This window comes from Rugosimonospora acidiphila (assembly GCF_039543385.1).
Taxonomy (GTDB): domain Bacteria; phylum Actinomycetota; class Actinomycetes; order Mycobacteriales; family Micromonosporaceae; genus Rugosimonospora; species Rugosimonospora acidiphila.
On sequence record NZ_BAABJQ010000005.1, the window covers coordinates 147865 to 166105 of the forward strand.

Here is an 18241-nt window from a genome sequence, read left to right on the forward strand (position 1 = left end):
CCTCACCGCGCCGACCCGCACCGTCAGCTCGCTCCGCCCCGCCGACCCACCCCGACCGCTTCGGTGCGGGGTGAGCCGGCGGGTGGGTGTGCGGTCAGTAGGCGCCGCAGCTCGAACCGCCGTCCACCCGGTAGATGTGCACGGCGTTGCCGTCTGCGAACCGGTCGCTGAACTTACCGCCCGCGATCGTGATCGTCCGGCTCTCGTTCAGCACGCTCACCCGCGCGTTGCTGCCGACGCAGGGCAGCGTGAACGTCGCGGTCTGGGCGGCCGTCGTGTTGGCGCCGGCCAGCACGTAGAAGTGCCCCGCGGACCACTTCGTGGACACGTCAACGCCCGAACTGCCCTTCACCACGCCGTCGGCGAACGGTGCGTTGAGCACCGGCGCCAGCGACGCGACCCGGGCGTCCACCGAGGTGACCGCCGCCCGCACGGCCGAGTAGCACGGCTCGCGCAGCGCGTGCTGCGTCTGGCACGGGCCGCTGAAGCTGTGGTTGAAGTAGATGATGCCCCGGGCGCCGTGGATGATGCTGCTCCACACCGCGGCCACCACCTGGGCTGGGGTGATCGCCGGCGTGACCGGGTCGGTGAACGGCTCGCCCACCTCGACGAAGCCCCACACGGGACGGCTGCCGGTCGGTGAGACCAGCGAACGCAGCCGGTCGATCGTGCGCCCGTAGTTCGACGCGCGGCGGCACAACGAGGCGGGCAGCGCCGTGTCGGTGAACAGCGATCCGCCCTCATGCGCGCCGCAGATGTTCGGATCGGTGAACCAGTAATTGTCGGCCGACACGATGTTCTGGTACTGGTTGACGAAGCGGGCCGCCTGGGTGTTGGTCTCCCAGAACGTGACGCCCTTGCCGTAGTTGGAGTAACGCATCCGGCTGTCGGCCGGCAGCCTCGAGCTGAGCGTCTGCTGGATCGTGTAGCCGCACTGCGAGCTGGCCGGGGAGCAGACGTCACCGTTGCCGGGGTAGTGGCCGGTCCACGCCGACGAGCCGGGGCCGCCCCACATGTCGACCTCGTCGGAGATCATCCACCCGGCCTGCTCGGACCCCGAGCCGGGCAGCCTGTCGTCGAGAATCGTGTACATCCCCGCAGCCCGTACGAGGCTCGGGTTGCTCGTGTCGGTCAGCTGGACGTACGTGTTGATGCCGGCCGCCTTGTCCTTGGTCGCGTCGGTCGGCTCGACGACGCTTTCCAGCCAGACGCCGATCGGGAAGAACGACGTCGCCGTGGGCAGGTGCGACTGGAACTTTCCGTAATATCCCGCTCCCCCGTCCACCGGGCGCAGGTGCGCACCCGATCCGCCGTGCGACGCCGACCCCGTCGGCGCGGGCGTGGCCAGGGGCCGGACGGCGGCCGATGCCGACGACGGCGAGAGCGACGGCGAATGCGAGCCCGCCCCGGCCTGCGGCACGACGCGCCGTGACACCCCTGAGTCCGCGGCGGCGACCGCCGCCCGATTGTTCCCCCCGTTGACGTACCCGTCGACGACCATCACGGCCCCACCCGTGAGGGCGGCCAGCGCCACCGCCAGCCCGCCTGCGAACATGGCATGGGTCTTCGTGACTCGCCTACCCGCTATGAACATTTTCCCCACCCCTCGACCGACCGCACGGGTCATGCGGTCAGCGATCTTGCCCCGTTCTTTCTTGTTCCTGAGGTGTACAGCCCGTGGCCGTACACCTCGTCCTCGATGGTCGCGACGACCATCCGAGTCGCCGCACTCCAGCCGGACGACGCCGGCACGCTGGCGGACACCGTAGCCGGGGGCGGATCGGACGAGGAGACGATGGCTTCCAACTCCTCGGCGATCCGTGCGGGTGTCGGCTCCGCCCAGCGCAGATGTGGATTGTCCAGATCGGACGACTGCTGAGCGTGCCCGCTAAGCACCGGTACGACGCCGCACGCCAGCATCTCGACCGGTACCAGAGAGATATTCGTGAATGACAAGGCGATGCCGGCCCGACACCGGTTGTAGAGCGCGGCGAGGCCCGCCGGCGTCAGGCGGCCGTGGTTGACGGCCGGGAAGGGTGCCCGCACCCCGGGATCGCCGAACAGGTGGATCGGCCGTCCCGGCTGGCGCCGGTGAAATTCGATCAGGGCCAGCATGCCCAGTTCGAAGCCCCGGCGGGCCACTTCCCGGCGGGCGTAGAAGACCACGCCGTCGCGCGGGCCCGACTCGTCGAGTCGGTACACGTCCGTGTCGCAGCCGAACTCAGCGACCTCCGCGATCGCTCCGTAGCGCTCGCACAGCAGCCGGGCGAGCATGTGGCCGACGGTGACGCAGCGGAACCCGAACCGGTAAGTGTCTTCGGCGAGCGCGTACTCCGAGCCCTGCGGGTAGAAGTACGGCTCGAAATCCTGCACGAAATAGAGCCGGCGGGTCGGCACCTCGGCCCGGGCGGCCAGCACGTGCGCGGTCTGCCAGGAGGAGGCCACATACGCGTCCAGCGGCGCCAGGCCGTCCTCGACCGACCGCACCTCGGCACGGACTCCGGGCCAGTGCCGGCGGATCACCTGCTCGTGCCGGGCGAGGTCGCCCCGGAACCGGTCGTAGAGGTACAGCACGCAGCGGTGGCCTGCGGCCTCGACCGCCTCCACCATCCGGAGCATGGTGGTGTGCCCGCCGGAGCCAGGGCCCGGTGGCACGCAGACCCAGCCGACCGTCAGCGGGGTACCGGGTGCCGGCCGGGTCGCGGGCGTGGCCAGCGAGAGCTCGCGGGAGTCCGCGACGTCGTCGAAGTCGAGCGGGAAGTCCAGGCTCGCAGCCCCGAGCCGGTTGTACGCCACCCGGGAAACCCGTTGCGCCAACCGCCTTGGACCGTCGTCGCGCAGCAACCGCCAGGCCTCTCGGGCCCGACCCGCAGCAACCGCCGGCATATCCGCGCCTCCCTAGGTCTCGCCGCGATCTCGCGGCCTGCATCGCCGGCCACCGCCCGGCACCGCGTTCACGGCGCCTCACCCCGGCCCGCCATGGTCAGGTCGACCATCGGCTCCGGCTGCGGCCATTCATCGGTGGGTTCTTCCGTCTGCGTGCTATCCGTCGCGTCCGGGCGGGAGCCCCCGCGTCCGTACAGCTCGGTGAGTTCACGTTTGATCGCCAACAGCCAGCGCCCGAGCGCGGCGAGGTACACCACGACAAAAGCGAGGCATCCCCATATCAGCTTTGTCCAGGGTCCAACGAACAGACCGCCGAGCAGGATACTGGCCGCCCCGGCGAGGCCGGCGGCCAGCAGCGGGTACAGCACGGGTGCGCGCAGCCGCGCCAGCGGGAACCGGACGGCACGGGCGAGCACTATCAGGTGCACCGGTACCACCACGGCCACCGCGATCACCACGTGCGCGACGCCGGCACCGCGCCCGCCGGCCTCGTGCACCCCCAGCAGCATCGCGGGCAGCAGTACGCCGAGCCAGATCAGCTGCAGGTGGAACAGCCACCGGGTGTGGTCCAGCGCGACCAGCACGTCGTAGAACAGCGCCAGCATGACCCGCACCGCGCCGAACACCGCCAGGATGACCAGGATCGCCGCGGCCGGCGACCAGCGCGCGCCGTACACGATGGTGACCAGCGGATGGGCGAGCACCATGCACAGCCCGGAGACCAGGAAGGCCGCGGCGCACAGCGCCGCCAGCGCGACGGACACGTGCCTGCCCAGCTCCGCGATGCCGCCCTTGACCCGGGCCAGCGCCGGCAGCGTGACGCTGGTGAGGATGGCGGTGAAGATGCTGGTCGGCCAGCTCGCCACGGTGAACGCGAGGTTGTAGTAGCCCAGCTCCAGCGGGCCGGCCAACCGCCCCACGACCATGAAGTCCAGGTTGCTCAGGATGAACACGGCCAGGCTGGAGCCGGCCAGCGGCGCGCCGAAGCGCAGCAGCCGGCCGGCCTCCCGCCGGTCGAAGCCGGGCCGGTACCGCTCGGGAGCCAGCACGAACAGCAGCACGGCGGAGACCACCTGGCCGGCGACCCGGGACCATGCCAGCGCCATGACGCCCGAGCCGGTCAGCGCGAGGGCCAGCAGCGTCGCGTTGGCCACGGCGAAGTTGGTGAGGTCGGCGGCCATCTTGCGACCCTGCCGGAAGTCCCTGGTCAGCAGCGCGGCCGGCACGGCGGTGGGCCCGGCCAGCAGTACGGGAATGGCGAGCACCCGCACCGCCGCGGTGGCGCCCGGCGCCCCGAAGGTGGCGGACAGCCAGGGGGCGGCGAGGAACAGGATGGCGGCCAGCAGGGCGCTGTTCGCCGTGGCGATGGTGGACACGGTCGGCGCGATCCGCTTGGCGTTGTCCACCTCGCGGACCAGCGCCGTGCTCACGCCGATCTCGCTGATGTTGATGACGATCAGGTAGACGGTCGACGCGACGACGAAGACGCCGAAGTCGTGCGGGGAGATCAGGCGGGCGACGACGATGCTCAGCACGAACTGACCGAGCCGGAGCACGGCGGTGCTCAGCGAACTCCACAGCGCGCCGCGCGCCAGCATCCGGCCCAGTCCGGCGGTCGAGCCACCGGACCCACCGGGCTCTTCGCTACCGGAGTCGACGGGGCCGGGCGCGGCGCCGGCGGGCAGGTCGGTGGCGCCGGGTGTGCCGGCGGGTAGGTCGGTGGCGCCCGGTATGCCGGCGGCCGGGTCGACGGGGCCGGGCGTGGCGGCGGCTGGCTTGGCGGCGCCTGGGTTGACGGCGGCGGCTGGGCTGGCGGCGGCGAATACTGCGCCCGGGTCCACCGGGGAGCCGCCCGCGGCGGGTTCGGGGGCGCGGTGACGTCCGCCGACGGCATCCCGCCGGTCGGCCGGCGCCGGCTCAGACCCCCGCACGCCGCCACCGCCGCCAACGAACCCGGTCGGTGAGGTCACGGGTCGACTGGCGGACCCGGAACGACGGGCTACGCCGCAACGCGCCGCCCGACCTGCCCCGGATCCGCCGGAGTACCCGCCACTCCGGCAGCCGGGTGGCGTCCGGGTCGGCCGACATCGCGACGTCGACCAGGTTCTCGACGAGCGCCTCGGTGCCGTCGTCGGGCGTCGCGCTGTCCCGGTGGCTCTCGACACCCCGCCGGCCGGCATCGTCGGGGGTCGCGGCCCGGCCGGCCGCGCTGACCCACGCGTCGATCGCGTGTCCCAGCGCCTGCCGGGCCAGCGCCCGGTGCGCCGCCGCGAGCAGCGCGGCCGTCTCGGCGGACCGCGATGCCTCGCCGAGCGTCACGTCGAAGGTGCGCAGCCGTTGCTGGAGGTCGATCACCCAGCCCGCGTTCACCGACTTGCTCATGCTCTGCGCGTGCACCCGGTAATACGCCTGGTCCGCTCCGCCCACGTACCCGACGTCCGACACCATCGCCGCGCCGAGCCACATCGCGAGGTCGGCCGCGTGCGGGAGATCGGCGCGGTAGCCGCCCAGCTTCTGGTACACCGACGTGCGCATCACCGCCTCCGGCGAGAGCAACGGGTTGCGGCCCCGGCGGCAGCGGTTCGCCAGCCAGTCCTGGCCGGCCCAGACCGTCCAGGTGGTCGCCTCGGTGCGGGCCGGCGGTGGGGTGTCCGTGAAGTCCACGGTGGCCCCGTAGGCCAGACCCACCGACGGGTGCGCCTCCATCAACGCGGTCGCGCGACCGAGCGCGCCCGGCACGAGCAGGTCGTCGGCCGAGAGCAGGACGAGATACTCGCCGCGCACCGTGGCCAGCCCGTCGTTGTAGGTGGTGATGTGGCCCTGGTTGGTCTCGTGGTAGATCGCTCGCATCCGGGGATCGCCGGCCACCAGACGCCGGACCGTTTCCGCGCTGCCGTCGGGCGACGCGTCATCCACGATGACGACCTCGATGTCCACGTCCGGCTGGCCCAGCACGCTGGCGACACAACCGGGCAGGTACCGGCCGTAGTTGTAGCAGGGGATGACGACGGAGACCAGCGGCCTGGATCGCATCGGTCGGGGCCGGACCACCCGGGCGCCCGTTTCGCCGATGAGCGCCAGCCGTTGCGCAGCGGTACTCAGCAATTCCGATGCTCCCTTGATCGCGGATCGGCGGATCACCGACGTACCAACGGTTCATGCATCAACGGTCTCATGCACCAACGGTGCGCCTGAACAATGATTCGTCCGCCCGCTATCGCCCCGAAGAGTCCATCGGGGCGGCGCCGCGAAACGGTGCCGCCCCGGGTGGACGTTCATCGACAACTGAACTCAGACTGCCGCACTCACGGTGCTCGGACAACCGCCCTGCGCGGTCGTATTGATGACACCCTCGCCAACCGGTTCTAGCTGTTCGGCTGGAAAACGACGTCGACCCAGTAGTTGTGTGCGGCCGAACTGTCCGGGAAGCCCGTACCGTAGTGGTACACGCCGCCGGACGCCGGGACGTGCAGGTGCCCGCGATCGAGACCACCGGCGAACCCGTTGACCGTGGCCGCGTAGTAGCCGACGGTCGTGCTGTATGACGCCTCGTACGTGACGCCCGCGGCGATCGTCACCGGTTGCGAGAAGAACACGGTCTGCCAACCCGTGCCGGTCTCGCCCTGGAACGTCGCGGTGGCCAGCAACTGCCCCGTCGAACTCCACAGCGACCCGATGTGGGTGCCGGTATTCAGGCCGCCCTTGTAGAACCGCACACCCAGCACCTGCCCGGCGACGTCGGAGCTGAACTTCACGCCGACCTCGATGGGCAGGGCGTCCGGCCAGGTGCTGGAGTCCGGGCTGTCCGAGCCGTTGAAGATGGTCACCGCGCCGCTCGGGATCGGGATCGGCGTGGGGCTCACGCTCGGCGTGGGGCTCACGCTCGGGCTCGGGGACGGGCTCGGGCTCGGGCTGGGGCTGGGACTCGGCCCGGTGCCGTCGGAGACGAACAGCGGATCGACCCAGTAGTTGCCCGACTGGTACGTGTGGCTCGGGAAGGTGTCGCCCGCACCGTAGGCGTAGACGCCGTTGTCTTCCGACGACGCGGCGAGCGGCCCCCTGCTGTACGGGGTCGCGAAGAACCCGCTATCGACCGCGTAGTCGCCGTGCGGCGCGTAGTACGAGGCGACATAGGTGGTGCCCGCCCGCACCGTCACCGGCGTGTCAAAGCGCACGCTCTGCCACCCCGAGCCCGTCTCTCCGGTGAATGTGGCCTTCGCCAGCAGCGTTCCGGTCGACGTCCACAGGCTTCCGGTGTGCGTACCGGTGTTGCCTGTGCCCTGATAGAACCGCACACCCACGATCCAGCCGTTCATCGATGGGGTGAACTTCACACCCAGCTCGACCGAGCCGGGGTCGTCGACCGAGGTGATCTGAGGCACCACGGTGTTCGCGAACAGGGTGTCTATCGACGCGTACTTGTCGCTGGTGAACGACCAGGCGCTCGCACCGGTCAGGGACAGCCCCTGCAGGTCGCGGGCGTGCACGGTGGCCGTGTAGCCCGTGTTGAGCGCCAGGTTCGCCGACGGCGTGAACGTCACGGTCTTGGACACCGGGTCGTAGCTGGTCGAGCCGGGCACGGTCACGCCCACGCTGGTGGCGAGGGTGAACTGCACGGTGCTCGGATCGACGGCCTTGGAGAAGGTCGCCGACGGGTGGGCGTCGAGGGCCACGGTGGGCGCACCGGCGGCCGGCGAGGTGGACACGATCGACGGCGGGCCGGCCTCGCTGTCGGTGTAGAGCACGTCGACGTAGTAATTCGTGTCGTGGTAGGTGTTCAGCGGGAAGTCCTCGCCGTAGCCGAACAACCCGTTGCCCTTTCCGCTGTTGGTGTCGCTACCGGTCAGCGACCGTGGCGCGGACAGCGGCGGCGAGGCGAAGTCCCGGTAGCTGAACGCCCACTCGTCAGAGGCGTAGTGGCCGTTGGGCGCGAAGTACGAGGCGACGTAGGTGGTGCCGCCGGTGACCGCCACCGGTTTGGCGAAGGTCAGCGTCTGCCAACCCGTGGCCGTCTCGTTCGTGAACGTACCGGTGGCCAGGATCTGACCGCTGGCGGTCCACAGCGTGCCGGTGTGCGTACCGGTGTTGCCGGTCCCCTTGTAGAACCGGATCCCGCTGATGAACCCGTCGTCCTGTGGCACCACTTTGACGCCCAGTTGCAGCGCCGAGCTGTCGTTGAACGCCGCTGTGGCCGGCACCCGGTTGCCGAACAGGGAGTCCGGGCCGTTGATGTTGAGGGTGACCGCCGTCGGGTTGGACTGGATGTTGGCGCTGTCGTCCATCGCGCGTACCCGCACCGTCTGCGTGTTCACCCCTGAGGCGTAGAAGGTGTACGACCACGGGCTGGTACCGGTGGCCGCGTGCCAACTGGTGCCGCCGTCGGTGGACACCTCGACACCGGCCACCACGCCCCCGCCCGCGTCCGTGGCGGTGCCCTGCAGCGTCACCTGCGCCCCGTTCGCCACCGTGGTGTTGGAGGCCGGTGAGGTGATGGTGGCGGTGGGCGCCTGGAGGTCGGTCGATGCCGGAGTCGGGGTGCCGTCCACCGGCGTGGCCGGCTGCACGCCCATGTCGGCGAACAGGTTCATGGTCGCCTGCTGCATCACCGGGCTGGTCTGCGTTTCGGTGCCGTCGTGGTCGCTGTCCAGCCCCCAGGCCCACTGGATGCTGCCGGTCGAGAACACCAGCGCCCCGCTGGGCGCCTTGTAGAGCGTGAGATGGTTGGTGGTGGTGCCGGGCACCACGAGGTTGCCGAAGTCCTGCAATTCCTGCGGGGTCGACCCGGTCGTGGTGGACAGCCAGATCAGGCCGTCGGGGCGGAACCCGTTGTCCACGTCCTCGTCGGACTCGTACCCCACGGTGTGCTGGGCGAGCGTCAGGGTGGTACCGGGACCGAGGTTGCTCGCCGCGGTGCCGCGCCAGAACCGGTCCTTGCCCTCCGCCGCCGGCACCTGCACGGGTAGGTCGTCGGTATTGGACATGTACTCGGTCCCGGTGAGACTGTTCTCCGGGTCGCCGCCACCGATGGACGGCGGACTGAATCTGGGATCCCGCCAGGTGCCGGTCCACTGCGTGGTGGGGTCGGACTGGTCGGTGTTGTCCCAGGTTTCCTTGTAGCAGACGATGGTGCGGTCGTCGGTGCCGCTGCCGTCCTCGCTGGGCTCCCAGCGGGTCCTCCAGTACACCTCGTTGCCGCTGAAGAAGGCGAGGTTGACGCCCGCGTCGCGGGCCGCCTCGACGTTGGCGCGCTCGCCAGCGGACCAGTACTCATCGTGTCCGGTGGACGTGAGGACCTTGTGATTTTCGATCAGGCCGCCGTGCCGGTCGACGTCCAGATCGGTGGTGTAGCTGACGTCGTACCCGTTGCGCTCCAGGTACCGGATCATCGGGTACTCGTTGCTGAACAGGAAGTCCCGGCCGTCGTTGTCGCCACGAGTCGCGAACGGACGGTTGAGGCTCAGCTTGTAGGAGCGGCCGTTCGGATCGCCCTGGTAGAAGTCGGAGCCGCCGAAGGTGTTGTACGCCTGCCAGGTGTTGTCCGAGGTCTTGAAGTAGATGGCCGAGTGGCTCGAGTCGTCCCGCACGATGAACGTGATCTGGCTCGCGCCGTGGGTGTCGGTCCGGGTGAGCTTCGCGATGTACACACCCGAGACGACGGTCGTGGGCACCGTCCAACTCGCCGAGACCGCCCAGTTGCCGCAGTCGTAGATCTGGGTGGAAGGGTCGGTGACGCAGTTGTCGGGCTGGCGCTGCGGCAGATGCGCGGGCGGCGCCACGCTGGTGATGTAACGGGCGCCGCTGTTGTTGTACCAACCCAGCCGGTAGATATCGATGGTGTACTGTGTTGCGGTGGTTTTAATCTTGAAGTTAATGGTCTGCCCAATGTTCACGCTGATGTCGGTGGCATAACCCTGGATCGAGTCGTCTCCGTTGCCCTGGATGTCCCACACATCCTCGGACGTGCCGGTCTTGGCGTTCTCGCAGACGATCGGGTTGGGCGCGCAGGTGTCCGCGTTGGCCGACGAGATCGGCACTATCGCCGCCACGCCGGCCACAAATAACCCGAGCACGACTACCCATGCGCTACGCTTCGCTCTGCGCCTTAGATCGAACCGTGTCACTAATGAACCATCGATTGACATGACCGCCCCGTTTCCCTTGAGGATCTGTCGCGCCCGCACCCCCTATGGCGATGATCCGGATTATGACTACGTGACAGCGATTCACGAACGGGTGACGGCGTCGATCTGACAGGCCTCTCAGCCAAGGTTATTGGCCATTCAGCGACGGGCGAGGTCTGGATACCGACATCGTGACGCGATCGGACCGATCGATTCGGACAACCGAACGCGACCGGTAAACGTACGGGCGACGGCCGAATCGCCGCCGCCCGTAAGGGTTCCGCCGGTCAGTCAGTCCCGGCCCGGCTTGCCGCGGCTCGACTCGCCGAGGCCCTCGTGTGTCAACCGGGGCAGCACCACGGTCAGATCGGACTCACCGTTCTTGCGATCCACGGTCCGCGCGTCCACGCGTGCGTCGTTGCGCAGTTCGATGGTGCGTGCGTCGGCGCCACGCGGCTCGATCACGCGAGGGTCGGTGTTGGGCGGCTCCCCGCCCGGCAGGTGCCGCGACGGCACCGACCTGGCCCGCCGCTTGCGCCGCGGCCCGATCGCCTCGGCGAGCGAGATGGCGGCGAACATCAGCACTATCCCGGCGGCGCCGACCGCGATCAGGGACCGCATGGTCCCGGTCACCTTGCGCACGGGCGGTGTCGGCGGGCTGACCGGAAGCGCCTGGAACAGGTACCGGTCGCTGGCCCCGTCGACGGTCTGCATGTCGTGCAGTTCGGTCTTCATCCGGGCGACCACCAGGTCGAGGGTCTTGGTGGATCCGGCCGGCGAGTGCCCCGTGCCGATGATCTCGATGACCAGACCGGAGCCGAGTTCCGGGGTCGCGGCCATCGTGTAGTCGCGGTCCGCACCCTGCTTGATGAGGTCGTCGCGCACCCCGTCCGCCGACACCCGTTGCGACAGCACATCGACCACAATGGACGGATTGGGCAGCCGCGTGTACGGGTTGTTGGGGTTCAGCTTCCCCAGGGCGGGATCGTCCTTGATCTGGTCCGGCGTGGCCGCGGGCGGCGGCTCGATGAGCACGTACTGCACCTGCGACTGGTACTGGGGCGGGATCCCGAACACCACGTAGGCGCAGCCGACAACGATGAGCGCGAGGATCACCGACACGATGACCATGTGACGGCGCAGCGTCGAGAACAGGTTCAGCAGGTCCATCAGAACCTCGATTCGGGCAGGAGGGGAGACCGACCGACCGGTTCGGTACGCGACGGGCGAGTCGAGGTCGGTTCGCCGGGTGGTGCGCTGTCGCCGGTTGATGCGGTGTGACGAGATGGTGCCGGGTTGCGGGGTGGTTCCTCGTCGCGCGATGCCACCCGCTTCAGCAGCGGCGCGCGCCGTCGTATCTCGGTGGCCGGGGGCAGGCCGTGCGGCCATCTGCTGGCACCCAGGAAGCAGGCGCCGCAGAGCCCGACCACCATGGCGTCCACCGAGGCGAACTGGGGGAACGAGAAGGAGTCAAAGGTATACGACCCGACCCCGGCGGCGAGGCACGCGCCGGCCAACGCACCGCAAAGGCTCCGGAAATTCGGCTCGGCCGATCTGTGCCGCGCGACCAGCGCGGTCACCGCCGGCACCAGGAAGTAGACGACGAGGGCGAACACCCCGAACAAGCCCAATTCGATGGCGGATTTGAGGTACTGGTTGTCGAGGATCTTCGTGGCGTCGGGCGCCAGGTAGGTGCCGCCTCCCCGCCCCAGCCACGGCGCCTGGCTCACGAACGCGACCACCCGCGGGTAGTTGTCCAGCCGGTTGGTGATCGAAGAGTCCGACTTGCCGGCGAAGATCGAGCTGACGATCGTGGTCATGTACCCCGGGGTGGTGGCGAAGACCGCGACGATGCCGAACGGCGCGACGGCCAGCACCCACGCGCGCTGCACCACCGGCAGGCAGATCACGAATATCCCCAGCGAGACCACCACGGCCAGGATCGCCGAGCGGGACACGGACATTGGAATGCACAGTCCGATGAGGACGACCGGGCCCCAGCGCCGGGCGGCCGGGCGGTCACGTTCGTAGAAGGCGAGCCAGATGGCGATCGGCAGCAGCATTGTCGCGATCAGCCCGAATTCGATCGGGTGGTTGGCGGTGCCCGAGACCCGCACGAGCGCGGCCCGGTCCTGGAATCCGGTGTAGTCGTCGCTGGCGGAGAAGCCGACCAGCAGCAGGCGCAGGAACGGGCGCAGGTCCCAGTGCAGCCAGAACTGAATCACCGCGACGACCGCCGAGAACGAGCCGCCCCACACCAGGGTGCGCACCACCCGAACCAGGTCGGCCGGCGTGCGCAGGTGTTCGGCGGCGACAAGGATGACCCCCGACATGCCGACGAGCAGCATCATCCAGCGCTCGGCGCTCAGTCGCTGCGTCTCGTCCGGCAGGTAGAACGGCATCGCGGCGTACGACAGCAGCGACGAGATCCAGAGCAGGCCGAGCGCGGCCCGGGTCGGATGGCGCGTGTGCACCGGATCGTGGAACCCGAAGATCGCCGTCACCGCCCAGGCGGCGAACAGCAGCATGGACACCAGGCTCGCGACGTAGCCCTGCGCCCCGATGACCCTGATGACGGTGTCCGTCGGCAGCACGAACGCGCTGAAGACGAAGACTCGCAGCACCATCGACGCCTGCTGAGAGCCGGACGGATAGACCGCCCTCACCATCGCATCGCCCCGCCTCATCGTCGGCAGCGATCCTCCGTTCACCGGCCACCTGGCGGTACGGGTTTCGTCCGGTGCACGCCGCATCAGCTGAGATCCTCTACTGAGTGCAACGGAATCCTACCGCCCCGTAAGGGAACGGCAAAGCACCCCGGGCGGTGGCCGCCCGGGGTCCCCGGCCTCACAGGGCCTAGGCGAGCGCACCGGCGAGGGTTCGTACCACCACCTCCTGGGCATCCTCCCCGAGCTGCGGATAGAGGGGCAGCGACAGGATCCGGTCGGCGGCCGCCTCGGCGTGCGGGAAGGCACCCCGGCCGTACCCGAGATGAGCGAAGGCCGGGGTCAGGTGCACCGGTGTCGGATAGTGGATACCCGCACCGATGCCGGCCGCGTTGAGCGTCTGGAGTACCCGGTCACGGTCCGCGACCCGCACCACGTACAGGTGCCAGACGTGCTCGTTCCCCTCCGCCGTCACCGGCCGCACCACGTCCAGACCGTCGAGCAGTTCGTCGTAGCGCCGGGCCGCCGCCCGCCGGGCCGCGTTGCCGGCCGCCAGCTTGGCCAGCTTCGCCCGCAGCACCACCGCCTGCAGGGCGTCCAGGCGGCTGTTGCATCCGACCAGCTCGTGCGCGTACTTGCTGAGGCCGCCATGGTTGGCCAGCGTGCGCACCGTGGTCGCCAGCGCCTCCTGCGTGGTCACCACGGCGCCGGCGTCGCCGTACGCGCCCAGGTTCTTGCCGGGGTAGAAGCTGGTCGCCGCGATCCCCCAGGATCCGGCCGGGCGGCCGCACCGGGTGGCACCCTGGCACTGCGCGGCGTCCTCGACGATCCGTACCCCGGTGCCGGCCAGCCCCTCCGCCAGCCGCTCCACCGGGGCCAGCTGGCCGTACAGGTGCACCGGCAGCACCGCCCGGGTGGCCGTGGTGACCGCCGCCAGCGCGGCGTCGGTGTCCATGAGGTAGGTGTCCGGGTCCATGTCGACCAGCACCGGCCGGGCGCCCGCCCGGGCCACCGCCTCGGCCGTCGCGATGAACGTGTTCGCCGGCAGGATCACCTCGGCACCCGGGCCCACACCGACCGCGCGCAAGGCAAGCTCCAGCGCGTCAGTGCCGTTGGCCACGCCGACGCAGTACGGGACGCCGGTGAACGCCGCGTACTCGCGCTCGAACCCGGCCACCTCCTCGCCGCCGATGAACCCGGTCGTCGAGATGACCCGCTTGAAGCCGAGCTCGACCTCCTCGGCCACCTCGGCGTGGGCCGCCTGCAAGTCAACGAGCGGAATCTTGCCCATTGTCAGCCACTCCCCATGTTCGCGAAGACTTCCGTTCCGGCCTGGCGGGCGCGCAGCCGCCTTGCCGGGTTGCCGGCCCACACCTCCTGCGCGGGTACGTCGCGCAGTACTACCGAGCCCATGCCGATCAGTGCGCCCGCGCCGATCCGTACCCCCTCGCGGATCAGTGCGCCCGCGCCCACGTACGCGCCCGGGTCCAGCCGCACCCCACCGCCCAGGCGCACGCCGGAGGCGATGGTGACGAAGTCCCCCACCAGGTCGTCGTGGGTCAGCACCGCGTGCGGCATCACCGACACGTGCGCGCCCACCGAGACGTCGGCGGTCAGCACGGTGTGGGCCAGCAGCACCGTGCCGGGGCCCAGGGCGCAGCCGGCGCCCACCGACGCGGACGGGTGCACGACCGACGCGTACCGGCGGGTGGGCAGCGCCAGCCGGTCCACCACCCTGGCACGGGCCGAGTAGTCGCGCGGATTGCCGACGCAGACCACCACCACAGCGTCCGTAAAGTCGTCCACCATGGACAGTCCACCGAGAATGGTCAGTCCGGCGCGCTGGGTGCCATGCAGCGCCGGGTTGTCGTCGAGGAACCCGAGCAGCCGGAACGCGGCCCCCGGCTCGACGGGGTCGCCTTCCGCTCCGGCAGGGCCGGGTCCGCCGGTCCCGCCGACCGTTCCGGGCGCCGCCTCGTTGACCGCCCGTACGGCCGCCGCCGTCTCCCGGGCGAATCCGCCGGCGCCCACGATCAGCAGCTCGGGGGGGCGTACGGCCACCGTCATCGCCCGACCGACTTTCGCAGGGAGTTCACGACGTGCTCCTGCTCCTGCTCGGCCAGCGTGTGGTAGAGCGGCAGGATCAGCGAGTCGCGGGTGAGCCGCTCGGTCACCGGCAGCCGCAACGACCGCGACTGCGCGTACGCCGGCTCCAGGTGGGCCGCCATGATGCCGCGCCGCGCGGACACCCCCGCCGCGGCCAACTCAGCCAGTACCTCGTCCCGGCCGCGCCCGAACCGCTGGTCGAGCAGCACCCAGAACGACTGGAAGTTGCTCTGCCCGTACGGCGGGTCCATCAGCGTCGTCACACCGTCCACATCGGACAGCAGTGCGTGGTACCGCGTCGCCAGCTCCCGTCGCCGGGCCACCATCGCGTTCAGCTTTCCCAGCTGCACCAACCCGACCGCGGCCTGGATGTCGGTCATCCGGTAGTTGTAGCCCGTCTCCAGGTACGCCTCGAATACTGGTTGGTTGCTCGCGTGCCGGGCCGCGGCGGAGACGTTCATGCCGTGCTCGCGCAGCCGGCGCAGCCGCTGCGCCCAGTCCTCGCGGTCGAGGGTGAGCGCACCGCCCTCCCCGGTGGTGATGACCTTTCGCGGATGGAAGGACCACGCCGCCAGCAGCGCGCCCTCCCCGACCGGCCGGCCGTACGCGGTCGACCCGGCCGCACAGGCCGCGTCCTCGACCAGCGCCACGTCCCACTGCCCGCACGCACGGCGCAACGCGTCCGTGTCGAACGGCACACCACCCTGATGGACCGCGATCACCGCACGGGTGCGCAGGGTGCGCACCGCGTCCACGGTGTCCACGGTGACATTGCCGGTGAACTCTTCCACGTCGGCGAAGACCGGCGTGGCGCCGACGTAACGGGCCGCGTTCGCGGTCGCGATGAACGACAGGGACGGCACGATGACCTCGTCGCCGGGGCCGATCCCGAGCGCCACCAGGGCGAGGTGCAGTGCGGTGGTGCACGAACTGAGCGCCACGCCGTGGGCGGCACCGACGTGTCGCGCGAATTCCTCTTCGAACCGCGCGACCCTCGGCCCCTGCGCGACCCAGCCGGAACGCACCGCCTCCGCGGCGGCCTGCGCCTCCTCCTCACCGAGGAACGGCTTCATCACGGGAATCATGCGCTACCCTCCGAACCCCCGGCGCAACCCACCACGCCGAACCGCGAACTCCTGGCCGAAATCACGACGCCGAACCGCAAGCTCCCGGCGGAGCTAACGGCGCCGAACCGCAAGCTCCCGGCGGGAATCACGACGCCGACCGTTCGGCGCGCCACCAGCGGACCAGGTCCGCCAGGCCGTCGCGCAGGTTGAGGTTCGCCACGAAGCCCAACTTGTCGGCCGCCGCGGAGGTGTCGGCCAGCCGCCGGGTCACCCCGTTGACCGCACGCGCCGGGCCGAACACCAGGTCCGGCTTGGCTTCCATCGCCTCGGCGAGCATGCGGGCCAACTCCAGCAGGCTGGTTTCCTCTCCGCACGCGATGTTGAACACGTCGTCCGTCACCGGCGCCTCGGCCGCCAGCAGGTTGGCCCGGGCGATGTCGATGACGTTGACGAAGTCCATGGTCTGCAGGCCGTCGCCAAGGATCAGCGGTGGCTCGCCGGCCTCGATCCGCTCCATCCAACGGATCAGCACCTCCGTGTACAGCCCGTGGATGTCCATCCGGGGGCCGTACACGTTGAAGTAGCGCAGGGCCACGTAGTCCAGGTCGTACATGGCGTGGAAGCTGCGCAGCATGGCCTCGTTGAACGCCTTTGCCGCGCCGTAGAAGGTGTCGTTGTTGTACGGGTGGTGCCGCTCCGTGGTCGGGAACTGCTCGGCCAGCCCGTACACGGAGGCGGAGGAGGACGCGACGACCTTGCCCACACCCGCGGCGGCGGCCGCCTCCAGCACGTTGAACGTGCCGTCGACCAGCACCTCGTTGGCCAGCCTCGGCTCCTGGGCGCACTGCGTGATCCGGATCGCGGCGAGGTGGAACACCAGGTCCTTGTTCGTGGTCAACTCGCGAACCAGTGCGGCGTCGCGGATGTCGCCCTCGACCAGCCGCACCCGAGCGTCGTCCAGCGCCCGGGCGAGGTTGGCCTTCCGCCCGCGCACCAGGTTGTCCAGCACCACGACCTCGGCCGCCCCGGCGTCCAGCAACTGGTCCACCACGTGCGAGCCGATGGTGCCGGCACCGCCGGTGACCAACGCCCGCGCCTCCCGGATCGGTACCGCCGCGGTCATGCCGTCACCTCGGTCAGCGCGGTGCCGGTCAGCGGGCCCGCCGCCAGCGGACTTCGCGCCAATGGACTGCCGGGCGATGGGCTGTCGGTCAACGCGCTTTCGGCCAACGCACTCTCCAGAGCGATCAGGGCGCCGCCCTCCGCGAGACTGCGTGAGGCGGCTTCTAGGATTTCCAGCACCCGCAGGCCGGCCCGGCCATCGGTGAGCGGTGGGCGGCCGGTGCGGATGGCCGTCGCGTACTCCTCGACCATCGAGCGCAACGCCTCCCGCTCCGGCATGGCGGGCGCCACCATGTCGCCGGAGCGGTACGAGATGAGCATTTCCCGGCGCTGCTCGGCGCCCAGCTCGTCCGGGCCGGCGACGTCGACGCCGCGGTCGTACACCGAGACCCGCTGCGTCGGGTTGACGTCGTCCCACACCACCGTGCGCTTCGACCCGCCGATCAGCGTGGTGCGCACCTTGATCGGCGACAGCCAGTTCACGTGTACGTGCGCGATCGCTCCTCCGGTCAGCCGGAGCGTGAGGTACGCGACGCAGGAACGGCCGGCACCGATCGGGTCCGCCCCGGCCGCCGCCACCGCGACGGGCCGCACGTTCTCCGGAAGCACGAAGTCCATAATGGACAGATCGTGCGGTGCGAGGTCCCAGATCACGTCGATGTCCCGCTGGACCAGCCCCAGGTTGATCCGCACCGAGTCCAGGTAGTGCAGCTCACCCAGTGCGCCACCGCGCAGCAGCTCGCGGATGCGCAGCACCGCCGGGGTGTAGCAGTAGGTGTGGTCGCACATCAGGACCAGGCCCCGCCGGTCGGCCTCCTCGACCAGCAGCTGCCCATCGGAGTACCGCGCGGCCAGCGGCTTTTCGACGAGAACGTGCTTGCCGGCGCGCAGCGCGGAGCGCGCCACGTCGAGGTGGGTACCGGCCGGCGTGGCGATGGCCACCGCCTGCACGTGCGGATCGTCGAGTACCCGGTCGAGCTCGCCGGTCACCTCCACAGTGGAGTAGCCGCCCAGCACGCGCTGCGCCCTCGCGACGTCGAGATCGCAGAGCCAGCGCAGGCGAAACGATGGTGAGGCCTGGAAGTTACGGACCAGGTTGGGACCCCAGTAGCCGGCTCCGACGACGGCGACGCCGATCGGCTGCTCGGTAGGCGAAACGCTCACGGCTCCTCTTTCGGTCGGTGGGCGCGGCCGGTGCCGTGCCGCACATGACGCGTGGCGGCCGACGGCGTCGTCGGTCGCGAAAGGGGTGTGCAGGCCAAGGTTCGCCACG

General features: G+C 70.1%; 12 protein-coding genes. All 12 read right to left on the reverse strand.

Translation table 11 applies throughout. The features are described from left to right. Positions 1-94 precede the first annotated feature (94 nt). The gene (locus ABEA87_RS10680; protein WP_345628445.1) at positions 95-1555 is read right to left on the reverse strand and encodes a hypothetical protein; all 1461 of its coding nucleotides are present in this window, start codon (positions 1553-1555) and stop codon (positions 95-97) included. A gap of 68 nt (positions 1556-1623) precedes the next feature. Then, on the reverse strand, positions 1624-2886 hold the full coding sequence (locus tag ABEA87_RS10685; protein ID WP_345628447.1) for a rhamnosyltransferase WsaF family glycosyltransferase: 1263 nt from the start codon (positions 2884-2886) through the stop codon (positions 1624-1626). A 68-nt stretch (positions 2887-2954) separates the two neighbouring features. Beyond that, positions 2955-4817, reverse strand: coding sequence for a lipopolysaccharide biosynthesis protein (locus ABEA87_RS10690; protein ID WP_345628448.1), 1863 nt, complete (start codon positions 4815-4817; stop codon positions 2955-2957). After that, positions 4804-5991 carry a glycosyltransferase family 2 protein gene (locus tag ABEA87_RS10695; protein ID WP_345628450.1) on the reverse strand — a complete coding sequence of 396 codons (1188 nt, stop codon included), beginning with the start codon at positions 5989-5991 and terminating at the stop codon, positions 4804-4806. Before ABEA87_RS10695 ends, ABEA87_RS10690 begins: the two co-directional genes overlap by 14 nt. Before the next feature lie 260 nt (positions 5992-6251). Beyond that, positions 6252-9956 carry a DUF4082 domain-containing protein gene (locus ABEA87_RS10700; RefSeq protein ID WP_345628452.1) on the reverse strand — a complete coding sequence of 1235 codons (3705 nt, stop codon included), beginning with the start codon at positions 9954-9956 and terminating at the stop codon, positions 6252-6254. Positions 9957-10298: 342 nt separating this feature from the next. Then, entirely contained in the window at positions 10299-11177 is an 879-nt protein-coding gene (locus ABEA87_RS10705; protein ID WP_345628454.1) for a Wzz/FepE/Etk N-terminal domain-containing protein, read from the reverse strand. Beyond that, the gene (locus ABEA87_RS10710; RefSeq protein WP_345628456.1) at positions 11177-12694 is read right to left on the reverse strand and encodes an O-antigen ligase family protein; all 1518 of its coding nucleotides are present in this window, start codon (positions 12692-12694) and stop codon (positions 11177-11179) included. Before ABEA87_RS10710 ends, ABEA87_RS10705 begins: the two co-directional genes overlap by 1 nt. Before the next feature lie 169 nt (positions 12695-12863). Next, positions 12864-13964: a DegT/DnrJ/EryC1/StrS family aminotransferase gene (locus tag ABEA87_RS10715; protein WP_345628458.1), complete on the reverse strand. Its 1101-nt coding sequence runs from the start codon at positions 13962-13964 to the stop codon at positions 12864-12866. Between the two features lie 2 nt (positions 13965-13966). Next, positions 13967-14734 carry an acetyltransferase gene (locus tag ABEA87_RS10720; RefSeq protein WP_345628460.1) on the reverse strand — a complete coding sequence of 256 codons (768 nt, stop codon included), beginning with the start codon at positions 14732-14734 and terminating at the stop codon, positions 13967-13969. A 2-nt stretch (positions 14735-14736) separates the two neighbouring features. Further along, positions 14737-15852, reverse strand: coding sequence for a DegT/DnrJ/EryC1/StrS family aminotransferase (locus ABEA87_RS10725; protein ID WP_345628462.1), 1116 nt, complete (start codon positions 15850-15852; stop codon positions 14737-14739). A 139-nt stretch (positions 15853-15991) separates the two neighbouring features. Continuing rightward, positions 15992-16969, reverse strand: coding sequence for an NAD-dependent epimerase/dehydratase family protein (locus ABEA87_RS10730; protein WP_345628464.1), 978 nt, complete (start codon positions 16967-16969; stop codon positions 15992-15994). After that, the gene (locus ABEA87_RS10735) at positions 16966-18132 is read right to left on the reverse strand and encodes a Gfo/Idh/MocA family protein (protein WP_345628466.1); all 1167 of its coding nucleotides are present in this window, start codon (positions 18130-18132) and stop codon (positions 16966-16968) included. Before ABEA87_RS10735 ends, ABEA87_RS10730 begins: the two co-directional genes overlap by 4 nt. Positions 18133-18241: the final 109 nt, after the last annotated feature.

Excerpts from the sequence above, each read along its gene's own strand:
- ABEA87_RS10680 (WP_345628445.1), bottom strand. The coding sequence starts at position 1,555 with ATGTTCGCAGGCGGGCTGGCGGTGGCGCTGGCCGCCCTCACGGGTGGG.
- ABEA87_RS10685 (WP_345628447.1), bottom strand. The coding sequence starts at position 2,886 with ATGCCGGCGGTTGCTGCGGGTCGGGCCCGAGAGGCCTGGCGGTTGCTG.
- ABEA87_RS10705 (WP_345628454.1), bottom strand. The coding sequence starts at position 11,177 with ATGGACCTGCTGAACCTGTTCTCGACGCTGCGCCGTCACATGGTCATC.
- ABEA87_RS10710 (WP_345628456.1), bottom strand. The coding sequence starts at position 12,694 with ATGAGGCGGGGCGATGCGATGGTGAGGGCGGTCTATCCGTCCGGCTCT.
- ABEA87_RS10715 (WP_345628458.1), bottom strand. The coding sequence starts at position 13,964 with ATGGGCAAGATTCCGCTCGTTGACTTGCAGGCGGCCCACGCCGAGGTG.
- ABEA87_RS10725 (WP_345628462.1), bottom strand. The coding sequence starts at position 15,852 with ATGAAGCCGTTCCTCGGTGAGGAGGAGGCGCAGGCCGCCGCGGAGGCG.
- ABEA87_RS10730 (WP_345628464.1), bottom strand. The coding sequence starts at position 16,969 with ATGACCGCGGCGGTACCGATCCGGGAGGCGCGGGCGTTGGTCACCGGC.